This is a genomic window from Streptomyces odontomachicola (genome assembly GCF_039605595.1).
Lineage (GTDB): Bacteria > Actinomycetota > Actinomycetes > Streptomycetales > Streptomycetaceae > Streptomyces.
In genome coordinates this window covers 158,253-174,024 of record NZ_JBCFOK010000003.1, presented here as the reverse complement: position 1 = coordinate 174,024, position 15,772 = coordinate 158,253, and the positions used below count along the sequence as shown (strand labels likewise).

The following is a 15,772-nucleotide window of genomic DNA, read 5'->3' as shown; positions in this document are numbered from 1 at the left end:
TTGACCTACCCGAACCCCGCCGCAACCATGTGGCGCACCGACCCCGGCCACGCATCACCCCCGAGCGCCGGGGCGGCCTTCACCTTCGCAGGAGGACACGTGCACGAGGACCACATCCGCCCCCGGATCAGCCGCAGGGGCGTCATCGGCGGCTTCGGCGCGTTAGCGCTCGGCGCCACCTCCGGCCTGCTGCTCCCCGCCTCCGCCCAGGCGGACACGACCATCACGAGGAACCAGACCGGCACCGACAACGGGTTCTACTACTCGTTCTGGACCGACGGCGGCGGCGCCGTCTCCATGACGCTGGCATCAGGCGGCAACTACCGCACGTCCTGGACCAATTGCGGCAACTTCGTCTGCGGCAAGGGCTGGGCCAACGGCAGCCGCAGGACCGTCCGGTACTCGGGCAGCTTCAACCCCTCCGGCAACGGCTATCTGGCCCTCTACGGCTGGACCTCGAACCCGCTCGTCGAGTACTACATCGTCGACAACTGGGGCACCTACCGGCCCACCGGCACCTACAAGGGCACGGTGACCAGCGACGGAGGCACCTACGACATCTACCGGACGACGCGGTACAACGCGCCGTCCGTCGAGGGCGTCAAGACCTTCGACCAGTACTGGAGCGTGCGCCAGTCGAAGCGCACCGGCGGCGCCATCACCACCGGAAACCACTTCGACGCGTGGGCGCGCGCCGGCATGCCCCTCGGCAGCTTCCGCTACTACATGATGCTGGCGACCGAGGGCTACCAGAGCAGCGGCAGCTCCAACATCACCGTGTACGGCTGATCCGGCCTCGCGCCCGTCGCGCGCCCGGACTCGCCTTCGGTCCTTCATGGACCACCGATGCGCACCACCAACCCCCCCCACCTCCTGCGAGGAGAAGCATGAACCCGCTCAGACGCTTAGGCCGATGCCGCGCCTCGGTCCTGTGCCTGCTGGCCGCGACCGTCCTGGTGACCGCCGGGACCGCGTCCGCCGTACCCGAAACCGCCTCCCGCGCGACCGACACCGCCCAGGCCTCCACTCTGGGTGCCCCAGCGGCCGAGAGCGGACGGCATTCCGGGGCCGCCGCGGCCGCCACCGCGCTGCCCGGCAGTTACGCGTGGAATTCCAGCGGTCAGCTGATCTCGCCGAAGCCCGATGCCACGCACAAGATCGCCGGAATCAAGGACCCGACGGTCGTGAAGTACAACGGCAAGTACCACGTGTTCGCCAGCGTCGCCAGCTCCTCCGGCTACAGCCTGGTCTACCTGAACTTCAGCGACTGGTCCCAGGCCGGCTCGGCCACGCACCACTATCTGGACCGCACCGCCATCGGGCCCGGATACCGGGCTGCCCCGCAGGTCTTCTACTACGCGCCGCAGAAGCTCTGGTACCTCGTCTACCAGACCGGCGACAACGCCTCGTACTCCACCAACTCCGATATCGGCAATCCGAACGGATGGAGCGCGCCGCGCACCTTCTACTCCTCGATGCCGGACATCATCCGGAAGAACATCGGCAACGGCCACTGGGTCGACATGTGGGTGATCTGCGACAGCGGCAACTGCTACCTCTTCTCCTCCGACGACAACGGGCACCTCTACCGCTCGCAGACGACGGCCCGGCAATTCCCCAACGGCTTCGGCAACACCGTCATCGCCGCCCAGGACTCCAACAAATACGCACTCTTCGAGGCGAGCAACGTCTACAAGGTGCAGGGCAGCGGACAGTACCTGCTCCTCGTCGAGGCCGTCGGCTCCGACGGCCGGCGCTACTTCCGCTCCTGGACCTCGAGCAGCCTGGCCGGCTCCTGGAAACCCCAGGCCGCGACCGAGAGCAACCCGTTCGCCCGGGCCAACAACGTCGCCTTCCCCACCGGCGCCTGGACCCGGGACATCAGCCACGGCGAGATGATCCGGACCGGCTACGACCAGACCCTCACCATCCCCGCCTGCCGGCTCCAATACCTCTACCAGGGCATGAACCCCAACGCGGGCGGCGACTACAACCTCCTCCCGTGGCGGCTCGGCCTGCTCACCCAGGCCAACCCGGCCTGCTGACCGACCGGGCCGCGGGGAGCGCTTCCGATGGGAGCGCTCCCCGAGCCCACGACCGGCCGGGTGGCGGCGCCAGGACAACAGCACCAGTGCGGGTCTGTCCTCCCGTCGCCCGCGAGGGTGGAGACCCCCCGGCAGTCCCGATCAGGCCATTCAGCCAGTTGGTGTGCGTGATGTGGCAGCCTTCGCCCTCCGCCGGCCCAGGCCGACGGTCAGGCGGATTCCCCATCAATGCGTCCCCCGTTGCGATACCCGCGAGCGGGTCAGACGGTGAGAACGAGCTTGCCCTGGAGGTGACCGTCGTCGAGCAACCGGTGCGCGTCGGCGACGCGCTCGAACGGGAACGTCTCCTGCACATGGACCCGGAGTCCGCCCTGTTCGACGAGGGCGACGAGGCCTCGCAGGGCGACCGGGTCGGGGTCGACCGCGATGCCGCTGAAGCGCATGCCGGCCGCCTCGGACCGGGCGGCGAGTTCCACATCCTCGTCGGCGACCGCCGTCACCAGGTGACCGCCCGGGCGGAGCACTTCGAGCGACCGCGCGGCAGTGTCGCCGCCGAGCGTGTCGAGTACGACGTCGATGTCGCGGACCGCCTCGGTGAAGTCGACCGCGGTGTAGTCGATCACCTCGTCGGCGCCGAGCCCCTCGACGAACCTCCGCTTGCTCCCGGCGGCGGTCGCGATGACGTGCGCGCCGAGCGCTTTCGCGACCTGGACCGCGACGTGACCGACCCCGCCGCCACCCCCGTGGACCAGGACGCGGTCGCCCTCGGCCACGCCCCCGAGGTCGACGAGGCCCTGCCAGGCCGTGAGCCCGACGACCGGAAGCGCGGATGCCTCGACGTGCGAGAGCGATACCGGCTTGCGTGCCAGGTGCAAGGCCGGCGCCGACACGGCCTCGGCGTACGCGCTCGCCGCCCGAGGGAACAGCGGCATCCCGAACACCTCGTCGCCGGGCCTGAACCGCCCCGTCTGCGCCTGTTCGACGACGCCGCTGACATCCCAGCCGAGGATGAACGGCGGCCGGCCGATCAGCGGGAACTCGCCGGCGCGCAGGCGCGCCTCCAGCGGGTTCAGCCCGATCGCCTTGACCCGGACGAGGACTTCGGTCGGCAGAGGCCGGGGCTCGGGCGCGTCCACGATGGTGAGTACCTCGGGACCGCCGAGCGTGTGCTGGGTGATGACTCGCATGACTCTCCTGGCTGAAGAAGGGGAGAAACCACGCTAGGTATCCGAAAGGAACCCGCGGGTACCTTTGGCGCCATGAGCGATCTTGGTTCCGGCGACCTCTTTCTCGCCGACTGCCCCGCGCGTCTGGCGGTCGAGCTGATCGCCGACAAGTGGACGGTGGTCGTACTCGCCGGCCTCAGCAAGGGACCGGTGCGCCATGGCGAGTTGATCGAACTGATCGGCGGCATCTCCCGCAAGATGCTCACCCAGACGCTCCGACGGCTCGAGGCGCACGGACTCGTCCGCCGTCATGCCTATGCCGAGGCGCCGCCCCGTGTCGACTACGAACTCACCCCGCTCGGGGCGACGCTGATCGACCCGATCCGCCTGCTGGCCGATTGGGCGAGAGAGAACGGCGACGCGGTGCTCGCTGCACGCGAAGCCGATCCCGAGACGATGGCCCACGGCGACTGAAGCCCCACCAGGGCACTGAAATCCCTCTGGCCGCTACTTGGCGCAGGCCCGGCCGCGCCCGCGAGGCCCTGCAACTCCCCTGCAACGAGTCCTGCAACAGGTGCTGCAACGCGGACTTGCACGATGAATTCCACGTGCCGTCGGCGGCCGCATGCCCAGCCGCGCGGCTCGGTCACCGCATGCCCGAGAGAAACCCAGAGCACCGAGGGCAACCGAGGGCAGCCCAGAGAAACCAAAAGCGACGGGGAGAAAAGGAATGCACATCCTCACCGGAGTCAACATGAAGTCCAAGGATCTCGTCCTGGTCCATTCCGGGCGGGACAAGTTGGTCAGGGTGCCGCTCGCGGACATCGACGGCTGGGTGCCGGCGACTCCGCAGCACTCGTGGATCGCCTCCGACGAGGTCACCGTCTACATAGCCACCGACGCCGTCCCGCCCTTCCACGCCTCCATCGTCACGCTGCACCTGAACGACGTGAACTGGGACGCCGGAACCGCCGACGTGGAGCTCCGGCAGATCTTTCCGCTGGACGTCTCCGGTACGCCGTCCGACATGCCGAACCTCCAGCAGACATCGCCGAACCAGCCGGTCATGCCGTGGACGCGGCCCTTCTACACGCAGACGCACGGCCCGACCTTCCTGCCGCGCTCGAAGTTCACCTATGTCACGCACTACACGGACGACCGCGTGCGCGGTTTCAAGATCAAGCCGGACGGCACGCTGGAGCAGCGCGTCCTGTACTCCCGGCGCGGCCTGACCCGGCAGACCCACGGCGTCAACTTCAACCCCGAGGGCACCGTCGGGCTCGGTGTCGGCTACGACTACGACATCGGTGAGGTGCGCGTCTACCGTTCCGACCGCCACACCGGCGAGGTCGAGGCGACCCACACCATCACGCTGGGGACGGAGACCGAGTACGGGGCGTTCGCGCACTACGCGTCATGGCTGGACAACCGATACGCCTACATCGGGGCCATGCAGATCGGGCCCACGTCGAGGACGCCCTTGGGGGCCACGGTCGTCGGACAGAGCGTCTGGCTGATCGACACCGAGCTCGACACAGCCGAACGCGTCATCGGCCCCACCGCCAAGCCGGGCGGCGCGGGCATGTACAGGTCGCCGTCGGATCTGGCCATCGCCAAGGGCAAGTTGTACGTGGCGGAGGAGGACTCGTGGGCCGGCCAGACGGACGACCCCTTCGACTACGGGCGCGACGGTTACATCTCGGTCTGGAACCTGTACGACCGCGACCGCCCCAGTTTCATCAAGCGGCTGCGCCCCGGCCGTGAACTGCCCGCAGGCTTCCGCAACGCGCACACGGCCACGGCCATGTTCAACGAGGAGTCGGTGTTCGTCTCCAGCTTCGTCAGCGATCACCTCATCCGGATCGACACCTCCACCGACCAGGTGGCGAAGGTCTACGACGCCGACGACGGACTGAGCATGTTCCACGGGGAGTTCGCGACCGGAAGGAACCGGTGACCGACGCAACCGGTTACCGGCGGAACCGGTAAGCGACGGAACCGGTGAGCGAAACGCACGCCCGGAGCCGTAACCACAGACGCACGACCAGAGCCGCATTCACATCGGAGCCGCAACCACATCGGAGTTGACCCCTTGAGCGAGGACAACGGGGGCCCGGTTCTCCGGGCTGAGCAGAACGACGCGCAGCACGACGACCTGTCGCACACCAAGATCATGCTGGGCCGGCTCGCCGCCAACTGGCCCCGGCGCGCCTACGTCAAGAAGGACGAGCTCGATCCGTTCTTCGAGGCGGGCGAGCCGGGTGAGCCCGGCAAGGAGGACTTCCTCGAAGGGCTGCTGCCCTTCAGGGACTTACCGCAGTACCAGTCCAGTTCGCCCGAGATGAAGTCCCGCGCCCTGAGCTGCGGCTGGCTGATGTACAACGCCAAGACCACGCAGATCGAGACGGAGATCGTCAATCCGTCCTGCCTCGACATCATCGCGGGGGCGATGCCGGGGCTGCGTACGGCCGACGCGCAGAAGGCCGTCTGCGAGACCATGGTCGACGAGTCCTACCACGTACACCTCGTGGAGCAGTCGAGCCGCCTGACGCGCAGCCGCCGTGGTCTCGAGGACCTGCACATCCCGCAGTTCAACCTGGTCAGGCACATGCGCGAGCGCCAGCGGACGGGCACGGACCCCTGGCACGGCCGGATGGTCCAGTTCGCCACGGCGGTGGTCTCGGAGATCTTCATCAGCGACTACCTGCACCTGCTCAGCGAGAGCGAGGAGATCCAGCCCTTCAACCGCATGACGGTGGCGGCACACCGGCACGACGAGATGGTGCACAGCCCCCTGTTCCGGTCCATGGCCCAGCTCTTCTCCCATGACCTGACGGTGGAGCAGCGCGCCGCGTTCGCCGACGTACTGGCCGAACCCGTCGTGTGGTTCGCCGACCGCGAGCTGGACATCTGGCTGTCCATGCTGCGGCAGATCGGCTTCCCCGAGGCCGAGGAGATGATCCGCGAGTGCCGGTCCCTGGGAGCCGCCGACCTGACGTCCCTGGACTACTCGGAGATCGTCACGCTGGCCGAGGAGATCGGCCTGCTGGACTCCGCCGCGGCCCGCGACAGCTTCGCCAGGCAGGGCCTGATCGCCTGAACGCACCCGAGTGGCGGGGCCGGGCGCGCCACCGCGCCCGCCCCACCACTTCCCATAACCCCTTTTCCGTACGAACTTTCCGTACGAGCTTTCCGTACGGAGGAAGTGCAGGAGCCAAGCACGTCATGGCAGTCGACACCGCGACACCGACGCTGCGCGGGGCGCCCAGGCCCCCTGACGAAACCACCGCCCAAACCACCACCGAAACCACCACCGTCCTCCGCGTGAGCGGGCGGACCAGGGGAGCCGACGGAGTGCTCACCCTGACCCTGGTCGATCCCTCGGGCCGGGAACTGCCCGAGTGGTCACCGGGGGCCCACATCGATCTGCTGATGCCCGAGGTCGATCTCGTACGGCAATACTCGCTGTGCGGCGACCCGGCGGACCGGTACGCCTGGCGCGTCGCCGTCCTGCTCGAACCGGGCGGCCGCGGCGGCTCGCGCCATGTGCACCAGGCGCTCCGCACCGGCAAGGCGGTGCGGGTCAGGGGCCCGCGCAACAACTTTCCGCTGGAGCCGGCGGCCCGCTACCTCTTCATCGCGGGCGGCATAGGCATCACGCCCATCCTGCCGATGGTGGCCGCCGCCGAAGCCGGGGGCCGGGACTGGCAGTTGGTCTACGGGGGGCGGTCCCGCGCGTCGATGGCCTTCCTCGACGAGTTGGAGGCTTACGGAGACCGCGTACGGGTCCACCCCCAGGAGGAGAGGGGACTGCTCCCGCTCGCCGAACTCCTCGACACCCCGCGCCAGGACTGCCTGGTGTACTGCTGCGGGCCCGAGGCCCTGCTCGGCGCCGTCGAGGAACGCTGCGCCGGATGGCCGTCCGGCGCGCTGCGCACGGAGCGCTTCGCGGCCCGGCCGGCACCGGCCGGCGACGGCGGCGGCACCGCCTTCGAGGTGGAGTGCCGGCGCTCCGGCCTGACCCTGGAGGTCGCACCGCACGAGTCGATCCTCGACGTGGCCGACCGGGCGGGCGTGCTGACGTTCGCCGCCTGCCGCGAGGGCGTCTGCGGTACGTGTGAGACGAGCGTCGTCGAAGGCGTTCCCGAGCACCGCGACGCCCTGCTCACCGAGGAGCAGCGGGCCGCAGGGGACAGCATGATGATCTGCGTCTCGCGCGCCCGCGGCTCCCGGCTCGTCCTGGACCTGTGAGCGACCGCTCGGCCTGTGAGCGACCGTTCGACATGTGAGCGACCGCCCCCTACCACCCGACGTTTGCGAGGCTGATCGAGATGACAGAGGCGCTGGCCGTCCGGCACGTCGCCTTCGAGGACCTGGGCACCTTCGAGGAGGTGCTCGAGGAGCGGGACATCCAGGTGACCTACGTGGATGCCGGACGCGGCCGGCTCAGGGAAGAGGTCGAACGGCGCTCTCCCGAGCTGCTCGTCGTCCTCGGCGGCCCCGTCGGCGCGGGCGAGACCACCGCGTACCCCTTCCTCACGGAGGAGATCGAGCTGGTCAGGGCCCGGCTGTCGCGCGAGGAACCCCTGCTGGGCGTCTGCCTGGGCGCGCAACTCATCGCCGCCGCGGCCGGCGCCAAGGTCTACCCGGCCGCGGTGCAGGAGATCGGCTGGCAGCGCGTCGACCTGACCGCGGCAGGGGCCGACTCCCCCCTGGGGGAGCTGACCGCGCCCGTACTGCACTGGCACGGTGACACCTTCGACCTGCCGACGGAGGCCGTGCACCTGGCCTCCACCCCGCAGTGCGCGAACCAGGCCTTCGCCCTCGGGCGTCGTGCTCTGGGAGTGCAGTTCCACCCGGAGGTCCGCGGCGCGGCCATCGAGTCCTGGCTGATCGGCCACGCCCATGAGATAGCGCACGCGCCCGGGGTGTCCCCCACCGGCATCCGGGAGGACACCCGCCGGTACGCGGGCCTGCTGGAGAGCCAGTGCCGGAGGTTCTTCGGCCGCTGGCTCGACGACGTGGGCCTGTAGAAGGGGTCATGGGCCCATGGCCAGCACGCGTTCGCGAAGGGCACAGGTTCACGGGCGGCATGGGTGCGCGGACGGCATGGGTGTGTAACGGAAGACGACACCGCCTACGCACTCGTACGCGGCGAAGCAGCCACCGCTCACCGGGCGCGCCTGGCCAAAAGCCATACCCCCGCCTCTTGTTGAAGGACCGCCGTGTCCCGTACCGCATCCGCGCCGGGCGGGGCGGCGGCTCCGTCGTGCGGGGCAGTGGGGCAGAACGGGCACCCGTACCGGACACCGCGGTGCGGGTGCGCTCCCGACCGGCGAACCGGTGCGCGGCGCGCCGGTTAGGTTGGGGGCGACTGCTTCACGGGGGAGGCGGTGATGGGCGATCCCATGACGTCCGCCACGCTGCAATTCGAGGTGCTCGGTCCGCTGCGGGTCCGGCGGGACGGCCTGGAACTGGACGCCGGTCCTGTGCAACAGCGGGTCATGCTGGCCGTGTTGCTGCTGTCCGCCAACCGGCCGGTGTCACGGGAGCGGCTCATCGACGCGATCTGGGGGGAAGCGGCCCCCGGGCGGGCGGTGAACCTCCTGCAGCGCCATGCCGCAGGCCTGCGCCGCGTACTGGAGCCCGAGCGCCGGGCCCGTACGCCGTCGAAGCTGCTGACCTGGACCGAGGCGGGCTACCTGCTGAAGGTGGCGCCCGGCGGCCTCGACCTGGACACGCTCACCGCACAGGTGGACAGGGGCCGTTCGGCGCGGGCCGCGGGGGACCTCCCCGCGGCCGCCGAGGCCCTGCACGCCGCCCTGCGGCTGTGGCGGGGCAGGCTGTGCGAAGGGCTTGGCGGTCCTCTGCTGAGCGCGGAGCGCGACCGTCTCGAGGAGGACCGCCTCGGCATCGTCGAGGAGCGCATCGAGGCCGACCTGGCGCTCGGCGCCGACGCCGGACCCGTGGCCGAACTGCGCCGTCTGATCGACGCCCACCCCCTGCGCGAGCGGCCGTACGGCCTGCTCATGCGCGCCCTGCACGGCTCGGGGCGGCAGGCCGAGGCCCTCCAGGTGTACCGGGACGCCCGCCGCCTGCTGGCCGACGAGCTCGGCATCGAACCCGGTGCGGAACTGCGCCGGGTGCACGAGCAGATCCTGACCGCCGACGCCGCGCTGAGCCCGGCAGCCGTGAGCCCGGCACCCGTGAGCCCGGCAGCGCCGGCCCGCGCGGAGGCGGCCGAACCGGCGCGGGACGAGGACGGCCACTCCGACGACGCCCACTCCGTCGACGGCCACTCCGACGACGGCCACTCCGTCGACGGCCATTCCGCCAGCATCGCCGCCAGCGCGGGCCAGCGCGCGGCGGGCAACCTGCCCGCCGAGCTGACCAGCTTCGTCGACCGGCAGCGGGAACTGTCCGAGATCGGCCAACTGGTGCCCGCCACGCGCCTGGTGACGCTCACCGGGGTCGGCGGCGTGGGCAAGACCAGGCTCGCGCTGCGCGCCGCGCTGGACCTGCGCCCGTGCTTCTCCGACGGCGTGTGGCTGGTGGAGCTCGCGGGCCTCTCCGACCCCGGACTCGTCGGGCACACCGTCGCCACGGCGCTCGGCATCCAGGACCAGTCGGGCCGGCCACCCCTGTCCGTGCTGGTCAGGCACCTGCGGAACCGGCACGTCCTGCTGGTGCTCGACAACTGCGAGCACCTGCTCAGCACTTGTTCCCTGCTCGTCGACAGCCTGCTGCGCGCGGTGGAGGGCCTGCGGATCATCGCCACCAGCAGGCAGCCGCTGGCCATCGACGGCGAGCGCATCTTCGCGGTGCGGCCGCTGTGGGTGCGCCCGGACGCCGCGTGCCCGCCCGCACCGGACGCGGGGCGCGCGGCCGAGGCCGAGGCCGAGGAGGACGGGGCCGCCGTCACCCTGTTCGCCCACCGGGCGCGCGCCGCGGTGCCCTTCGGGTTCTCCCTCTCCCCGGAGAACCGGGCGATCGTGACCCGGATCTGCCGGCGGCTCGACGGCATCCCGCTGGCCATCGAGCTGGCGGCCGGACGCCTGCGCGCCCTGTCGCCCGCGCAGCTCCTCGCGCGCCTCGACGACCGCTTCCGGGTCCTCGCGACGGCGCGGCCCACCGCGCTGCCGCGCCACCAGACGCTCCAGGCGACGGTGGACTGGAGCTTCCACCTGTGCACGGACGAGGAGCGGCTGCTGTGGACCCGGCTCTCGACCTTCACCGACACCTTCGACCTCGAAACGGCCGAGGCCGTCTGCGCCCTGGACGACCTGCCTCCCGAGGAGGTCCTCGACCTCGTCGACGGTCTCGTCGACAAGTCGGTGCTCATCCGCGAGGAGTCCACGGGCGGCGTCCGCTTCCGGCTCCTGGAGATGCTGCGCGAGTACGGGCGGAAGCGGCTGTCGGACAGCGGACTCCAGACGGCGCTCCGCCGCCGCCACCGTGACTGGTACCTGGCCCTGGCCGAACAGGGCGAGGCGGAGTGGTTCGGTCCCAAGCAGGCGGGCTGGGCGGCCCGGATGCGCCTGGAGCACGCCAACCTGCGCGAGGCCCTCACCTTCTGCCTGACCACACCGGGTGAGGGCCGGGCCGGTGTCCGCCTGGCGGCCGCGCTGTGCTTCTTCTGGGTCTGCTGCGGCCACGTCGAGGAGGCGCAGCACTGGCTCGGCCGGGCGCTGGCAGCGGACCGCGAACCGTCCCGCGAGCGCGCCAAGGCCCTGTGGGTGCTGAGCCGGATCGCGTACCTGCGCGGCGACATGCCCGGCAGCACCGCCACGTCGCAGGAGTGCTGCCGGCTGGCCAGGACGCTCGGCGACGACGCGGCCCTGGCCTACGGCACGCACATGGCGGGGGCCGCCGCCCTGCTCGGCGACGACCCGCAGCGCGCGCAGGACCTCTTCGAGGACGCCCTGCGGCGCTATGCCGCGCTCGGTGAACTGAACAGCGTGGTCGTCATGGCGCAGGTCCAGCTCGCCATGGCCGGCGTCTTCATCGGTGCGCCGGACCGCGCGGTCAGGCTCTGCCGCCGGGCGCGGACCTTCTGCGACGTCCACGACGAGAGCTGGACGCTCGCCTACGTCCTCTACGCGCAGGCCTTCGCCGAGTGGGCCATGGGCGACCGCGGGGCGGCGACCCGCCACGCCCGCGAGAGCCTGCGCCTGAAGCGGGACTTCTGCGACCGCCTCGGCATGGCCATGGCCGTGGACCTGCTCGGCTGGATCGCCGCCGCCGAGGGCAGGAGCCACCGGGCCGCGGTGCTGCTCGGCGCGGCCGAGGAGGCGTGGAACACGATCGGGCTGCCGTGGTTCGGCTCGGCGCACTGGCGGGCCCCGCACGACGAGGGGGAACGGCTGGCGCGGCAGGCCCTCGGCCACGAGGCGTGCGAGGACGCCTTCCGCACGGGCTCCCGCCTCGACCCGTACGAAGTCGTCGCGCTGGCCCTGGAGACGACGGCCGCGCCGAGTACGGGACGCCGCACCCCGGAGCACACCACGGGAACGGGCCGGCACGGGTGAGCCGCGGGGCCGAGGGGCGGGGGCCGAGGGGCGGGGTCTTCGGTCCCGCGTCAGGTCCGTTGCTCTTCGGTGGCGTTGTCGCTGATGATCCGGGCCTGATAGATATCCCGCATGGCCAGTCGAACCCAGGGCGTCCAGCCCATGACCGTGCGCGTCTCGGACGCCCTGCAGGACCGCCTCGACACCTACTGCGCCCAGGACGACAGCCGTACGCCGACCGCGGTGGCCCTCACCGCCGTCGAGCACTTCCGCGACGAACTCCCCGATCTGCTGCGCAACGCCCGGGCGCGCTACGCCTCCCCGTGGGCCAACCAGGACGTGCACTACCTCGGATCCGGACGCGTCCAGATCCGCATCCGCCCCGACGAGACCCAGCAGACGATGCTGGACCAGGTGTCCGCGGAATTCGGCGCGCCGCCCACGATCTGGCTCCCGCCGCTGCTCAACGCGTACCTGCCCGGCATCAAGGAACCGGGCAACATGCCCTGGCTCGTGCTGGAACGCTAGCGGCGCCGCGTGCCGTGGGCGCGGTTCACACCCTGTGCCCCGGGGCCCTGGGTCGGTCAGGCCGGGTCCTCCAGGGCTTCGATGAGGAGATGAGACAGGCGGCGGAACTCCTCGGCGTTCGCCCTGCCGAACTTCTCCAGCGCCGGGTCCAGTTGGGCCTCGACCTGGACGAAGGTCTCCTCCACCACCTTGTGCCCCTTGGCGGTGAGATGGGTGTCCATCACCCTCCCCCGGGCCGGGGAGCGCTCCACCAGGCCCTCCTCCTGCAGGGTCCGGATGAGACGGCTGACGGCCTGCGGCGTGTGGACCGCGGCGCGCGCGAGCTCCGAGGCGGAGGCGCCGGGCGTCCGCTTCAGCTCCCGCAGCACCGTCCACTGCCCGAGGGTGAGCCCCAGAGAGTGGATGACCTGCTCGATCCGGTCGGCGAAGTGCTGCCGGATGATCCTGGACAGCGCACCGATCTCGATGCCTTGGGGTAGCGGGTCGCCCGAGCTCTTCATCTTTGACAGTGTACTCGTCACGTTCTACATTGAATCCAAGTTCAATATGGAATCACAGTTCTAGGCCGGTCGGCTGCTCGCGCTCGCCGGAGCGGTCGAGGCCCACATCCGGAGATGGACCATGCCCGTGCCCGCAACCGCCCGTGCCACACCGGAGTCGAACGCGCGACAACAAGCCCCGCCCGGCTGGCTGGTCGTACTCCTGGCCACGTCCTGCGGGCTGACCGTCGCCAACCTCTACTACGCCCAGCCGCTCCTGGAGATACTCCGCCGGACCTTCCAGCTCCAGGACTCCACCGCCGGCCTGCTGATCACCCTGACCCAACTCGGGTACGCCGCCGGCATGGTGTTCCTGGTCCCCCTCGGCGACCGCATCGAGAACTCCCGCCTGGTCTCCGTCCTGCTCACCATCACGGCCCTGGCCATGGCCGCCGGCGGCCTCGCCCCCACCTTCACCGTCCTGCTCGTCGCCGCGCTCGTCGCGGGCGCCACCTCCGTCGTCGCGCAGATCCTGGTCCCCTACGCCGCCGACCTCGCCCCCGATCACCTGCGCGGCGCCGTGGTGGGCAGGGTCATGAGCGGACTGCTCGCCGGGATCCTGCTCTCCCGCACCCTCGCCAGCCTGCTCGCGGACGTCGCAGGCTGGCGCACCGTCTACCTGGTCTCCGCAGCCCTGATGGCGCTCCTGGCCCTCGTCCTGCGCCGCGCGCTGCTCCGCCGGGCCCCCACCAGCGCCGATTCGTACGCCGCACTGCTGCGTTCCACGGCGCGCCTGGTCCGCGTGCACCCGCAGTTGCGGCGCCGGTCCTTCTACCACGCCTGCATGTTCGCGGCCTTCAGCGCGTTTTGGACGACCATCTCGTACGTCCTGACCAGCGCGCCGTACCACTACTCGCAGCTCCAGGTCGGCCTGTTCGCCCTCGTCGGCGCCGCCGGCGCGCTCGTCGCCCCTCTCGCGGGCCGCCTCGCCGACCGGGGGCTCGTCCACCGGCTCACCCCCGTGACCTGCCTGCTCGCCTCGGCCAGCCTCATCTGGGCCGGCCTGGCCGCCCACCAGATCCTCGTACTCGCCGCCGCCGCGATCCTCCTGGACTGCGCCGTGCAGTGCTCCCTGATCTTCGGCCAGCACACGATCTACCAGCTCGACGCGGACGCCCGCGCCCGGATCACCAGCGTCTACATCGCCACCTTCTTCACCGGCGGCGCCATCGGCTCCCAACTCGGCACCCTCGCCTACCACATGGGCAGTTGGCACACGGTCACCGTCACAGCGGCAGCCTTCCCCGTGATCGCCGCACTGGCCTGGACCACCGACCGCACCCACACCAGCGGGAAGAGCCGGTCAGCGGGCACCATGTGAAGCCTGCTCCGCCTGCCCTCGCCATCTTCGAGGCCGGCTGCGTCTCGAACACGTTGCCCTGTGCCGGCTCGTAGCGCTCGGCAGCCATGACCAGTGCGATCGCAGCGACCTGTTCGAGGCCCTCCAGGGCCTCGCCCCGGTTGCGGAACCTGCAGGGCCAGCCGGTGTGCCATGGTCAGCCAGACAGTGACCATCTGGTCCCGCAGCATCCGCTCGGCGGACCTGTCAGACAGGTGAATCAACTCGGCGAACCCCGAGCAGAGCGACCGGCAACACGCAGGCCGGTACCGAACTGAATCTTGCTGGAAGCGCTGACCAGCGGATAGGGCGAGGCCAAGACCCCACCTCGCTGAAGCCGAGGCTGCGCAGTCCGTCAGACCTTGCAGAACCCGGTGGACCTGAGCGCGTCGTTGATCGCCCTGCCTTGGTCTTCGCCCGTAACGACGTCTTTGTACGTGAACCGCTGGGACGCCGACCAGTCCAGCCGCTTCGCGTTGCCATTGATCGCCTGGCACTGGTTGCGGGCCGCGCTGACGGCCTTGTCCTCGTAGCGGATGACGTCCGGCGCGACCTGAGCCAGTGCGTCGAGGAGCTTCTGCCGCTCGGCGCCAGTGGGCTTGGGAGGCAGACCGGTGGCTTTGGAGATCTGGTCCTTCTGGCGCTGGGTAAGTTCCTGCTCGGCCGGTGACGCAGAGGCAGGCGCCTCAGGCTTCGCATCATCCTGGTCGCCGCCGCTGCCAGCATCGCAGGCGGCGAGAGCAAAGGCCGCCGCAGCGAGCATGACAGCGGCGTGTAAGGCGGTGCGGGTGTTCACAGCTCTCCCATGGGCGTGGCACGTTATTGGCTCCCATATGACCCGTAAGGCGCTTCCACCGTTGCCCTGCATCACATGTGGTGACAGTCACAGGTGCAGCCTCCGCTTGCCGACGTCCGCACAGGCGGCATGCGTATGGCCGCAGATGTAGCGCGGACCAGCGCGGCGGCATGCGTCCTGAGGCATGCCAAGTACCTCCACCACGGCCGGGAGTTCCACTTCCTCAGCCAATTCAGATGCCGCCCACCTGTGCAGCGGACCCCAGCGCTCCGGAGTCGGTCAGGTCGAGACCCTTCACGGCGGATTCGGAGAGATAGCGGGCCAGTTGGCCTGTCACGTCTTCCGCGGCCTTCAGGAAATTCTCGGGGCTGAATGCACTGGAAAGCGTCCCGCCCTGGCTCAGAACTGTTTCAAGCACAATTTCCCTTTTCCTAGGAAGAGGAACACCGGGCGGCCATGGCGACCGCCCCGCGCATCGCACGTACACGCCGGCGGAACACGGTGCGACCCGGACCGGGCGACGACGGGGGTCGACCACCGGCGGGACGCCGGCGCACCGTCGGACTTGGTCACTCCATGTTCTTTCCCGTGTACGAGAAGTGACGCTAGGCGGTGCTCGCCGACCTGTGGCCGACCTGTGTGGGGGTAAGGAGCCATGACACCGCACAGGATTTAAGTAGCGGGTTCCCTCTCATGAGGGAGAAGACGTTGAACGCCGCCGGCGCACCGCCCCCGATCCCCCGGCAAGCAGCGCGCATGAATACACGGGCAAGCGCAAATTGATCGAAGAAGGCCGTTCTCGCCGATCAGCCGGACACACGGCCCGACCACGAGGATGGCCGGAACTAACGG

The 15,772-nt window shown here is 70.3% G+C and carries 13 protein-coding genes and 1 pseudogene; 10 read left to right on the top strand and 4 right to left on the bottom strand.

Annotated features, from left to right (window positions below):
- Positions 1-99 precede the first annotated feature (99 nt).
- Both ABEE00_RS05970 and ABEE00_RS05965 read left to right on the top strand, forming a co-directional pair.
- Positions 100-789, top strand: a complete 690-nt coding sequence (locus ABEE00_RS05970) for a glycoside hydrolase family 11 protein (RefSeq protein ID WP_451918502.1) — start codon at positions 100-102, stop codon at positions 787-789.
- Positions 790-1,019: 230 nt separating this feature from the next.
- A pseudogene (locus tag ABEE00_RS05965) lies at positions 1,020-2,045 on the top strand (glycoside hydrolase family 62 protein); the annotation flags it as partial.
- 260 nt (positions 2,046-2,305) lie between these two features.
- Here ABEE00_RS05965 and ABEE00_RS05960 read toward each other — a convergent pair.
- Positions 2,306-3,232, bottom strand: a complete 927-nt coding sequence (locus tag ABEE00_RS05960; protein WP_345744189.1) for an NADP-dependent oxidoreductase — start codon at positions 3,230-3,232, stop codon at positions 2,306-2,308.
- 72 nt (positions 3,233-3,304) lie between these two features.
- Here ABEE00_RS05960 and ABEE00_RS05955 point away from each other — a divergent pair, with 72 nt between their 5' ends.
- From ABEE00_RS05955 to ABEE00_RS05925, 7 genes are all read left to right on the top strand, one after another.
- Entirely contained in the window at positions 3,305-3,685 is a 381-nt protein-coding gene (locus ABEE00_RS05955) for a winged helix-turn-helix transcriptional regulator (RefSeq protein ID WP_345744188.1), read from the top strand.
- Positions 3,686-3,941: 256 nt separating this feature from the next.
- Positions 3,942-5,168, top strand: coding sequence for a lactonase family protein (locus ABEE00_RS05950; protein WP_345744187.1), 1,227 nt, complete (start codon positions 3,942-3,944; stop codon positions 5,166-5,168).
- Positions 5,169-5,303: 135 nt separating this feature from the next.
- Positions 5,304-6,311 carry a diiron oxygenase gene (locus tag ABEE00_RS05945; protein WP_345744186.1) on the top strand — a complete coding sequence of 336 codons (1,008 nt, stop codon included), beginning with the start codon at positions 5,304-5,306 and terminating at the stop codon, positions 6,309-6,311.
- A gap of 125 nt (positions 6,312-6,436) precedes the next feature.
- Positions 6,437-7,462, top strand: a complete 1,026-nt coding sequence (locus tag ABEE00_RS05940; RefSeq protein WP_345744185.1) for a PDR/VanB family oxidoreductase — start codon at positions 6,437-6,439, stop codon at positions 7,460-7,462.
- Between the two features lie 80 nt (positions 7,463-7,542).
- Complete coding sequence (locus ABEE00_RS05935) at positions 7,543-8,244, top strand: glutamine amidotransferase (RefSeq protein WP_345744184.1); 702 nt, start codon at positions 7,543-7,545, stop codon at positions 8,242-8,244.
- A 363-nt stretch (positions 8,245-8,607) separates the two neighbouring features.
- Positions 8,608-11,739: an AfsR/SARP family transcriptional regulator gene (locus ABEE00_RS05930; protein WP_345744183.1), complete on the top strand. Its 3,132-nt coding sequence runs from the start codon at positions 8,608-8,610 to the stop codon at positions 11,737-11,739.
- Between the two features lie 111 nt (positions 11,740-11,850).
- Complete coding sequence (locus tag ABEE00_RS05925) at positions 11,851-12,246, top strand: hypothetical protein (RefSeq protein WP_345744182.1); 396 nt, start codon at positions 11,851-11,853, stop codon at positions 12,244-12,246.
- Between the two features lie 56 nt (positions 12,247-12,302).
- On the opposite strand, the gene ABEE00_RS05920 is transcribed toward ABEE00_RS05925, so the two are convergent.
- Positions 12,303-12,746 carry a MarR family winged helix-turn-helix transcriptional regulator gene (locus ABEE00_RS05920; protein WP_345744181.1) on the bottom strand — a complete coding sequence of 148 codons (444 nt, stop codon included), beginning with the start codon at positions 12,744-12,746 and terminating at the stop codon, positions 12,303-12,305.
- A 121-nt stretch (positions 12,747-12,867) separates the two neighbouring features.
- On the opposite strand from ABEE00_RS05920, the gene ABEE00_RS05915 reads away from it, so the two are divergent.
- On the top strand, positions 12,868-14,106 hold the full coding sequence (locus ABEE00_RS05915) for an MFS transporter (RefSeq protein WP_345744180.1): 1,239 nt from the start codon (positions 12,868-12,870) through the stop codon (positions 14,104-14,106).
- A 373-nt stretch (positions 14,107-14,479) separates the two neighbouring features.
- Here ABEE00_RS05915 and ABEE00_RS05910 read toward each other — a convergent pair whose 3' ends face one another.
- Both ABEE00_RS05910 and ABEE00_RS05905 read right to left on the bottom strand, forming a co-directional pair.
- A complete protein-coding gene (locus ABEE00_RS05910) occupies positions 14,480-14,920 on the bottom strand; it encodes a hypothetical protein (protein ID WP_345744179.1) in 441 nt (146 codons plus the stop codon).
- A gap of 232 nt (positions 14,921-15,152) precedes the next feature.
- On the bottom strand, positions 15,153-15,338 hold the full coding sequence (locus ABEE00_RS05905; RefSeq protein ID WP_345744178.1) for a hypothetical protein: 186 nt from the start codon (positions 15,336-15,338) through the stop codon (positions 15,153-15,155).
- Between the last annotated feature and the right edge of the window lie 434 nt (positions 15,339-15,772).

Excerpts from the sequence above, each read along its gene's own strand:
- ABEE00_RS05915 (WP_345744180.1), top strand. The coding sequence starts at position 12,868 with ATGCCCGTGCCCGCAACCGCCCGTGCCACACCGGAGTCGAACGCGCGA.
- ABEE00_RS05960 (WP_345744189.1), bottom strand. The coding sequence starts at position 3,232 with ATGCGAGTCATCACCCAGCACACGCTCGGCGGTCCCGAGGTACTCACC.
- ABEE00_RS05920 (WP_345744181.1), bottom strand. The coding sequence starts at position 12,746 with ATGAAGAGCTCGGGCGACCCGCTACCCCAAGGCATCGAGATCGGTGCG.
- ABEE00_RS05955 (WP_345744188.1), top strand. The coding sequence starts at position 3,305 with ATGAGCGATCTTGGTTCCGGCGACCTCTTTCTCGCCGACTGCCCCGCG.
- ABEE00_RS05925 (WP_345744182.1), top strand. The coding sequence starts at position 11,851 with ATGGCCAGTCGAACCCAGGGCGTCCAGCCCATGACCGTGCGCGTCTCG.
- ABEE00_RS05930 (WP_345744183.1), top strand. The coding sequence starts at position 8,608 with ATGGGCGATCCCATGACGTCCGCCACGCTGCAATTCGAGGTGCTCGGT.
- ABEE00_RS05950 (WP_345744187.1), top strand. The coding sequence starts at position 3,942 with ATGCACATCCTCACCGGAGTCAACATGAAGTCCAAGGATCTCGTCCTG.
- ABEE00_RS05940 (WP_345744185.1), top strand. The coding sequence starts at position 6,437 with ATGGCAGTCGACACCGCGACACCGACGCTGCGCGGGGCGCCCAGGCCC.
- ABEE00_RS05935 (WP_345744184.1), top strand. The coding sequence starts at position 7,543 with ATGACAGAGGCGCTGGCCGTCCGGCACGTCGCCTTCGAGGACCTGGGC.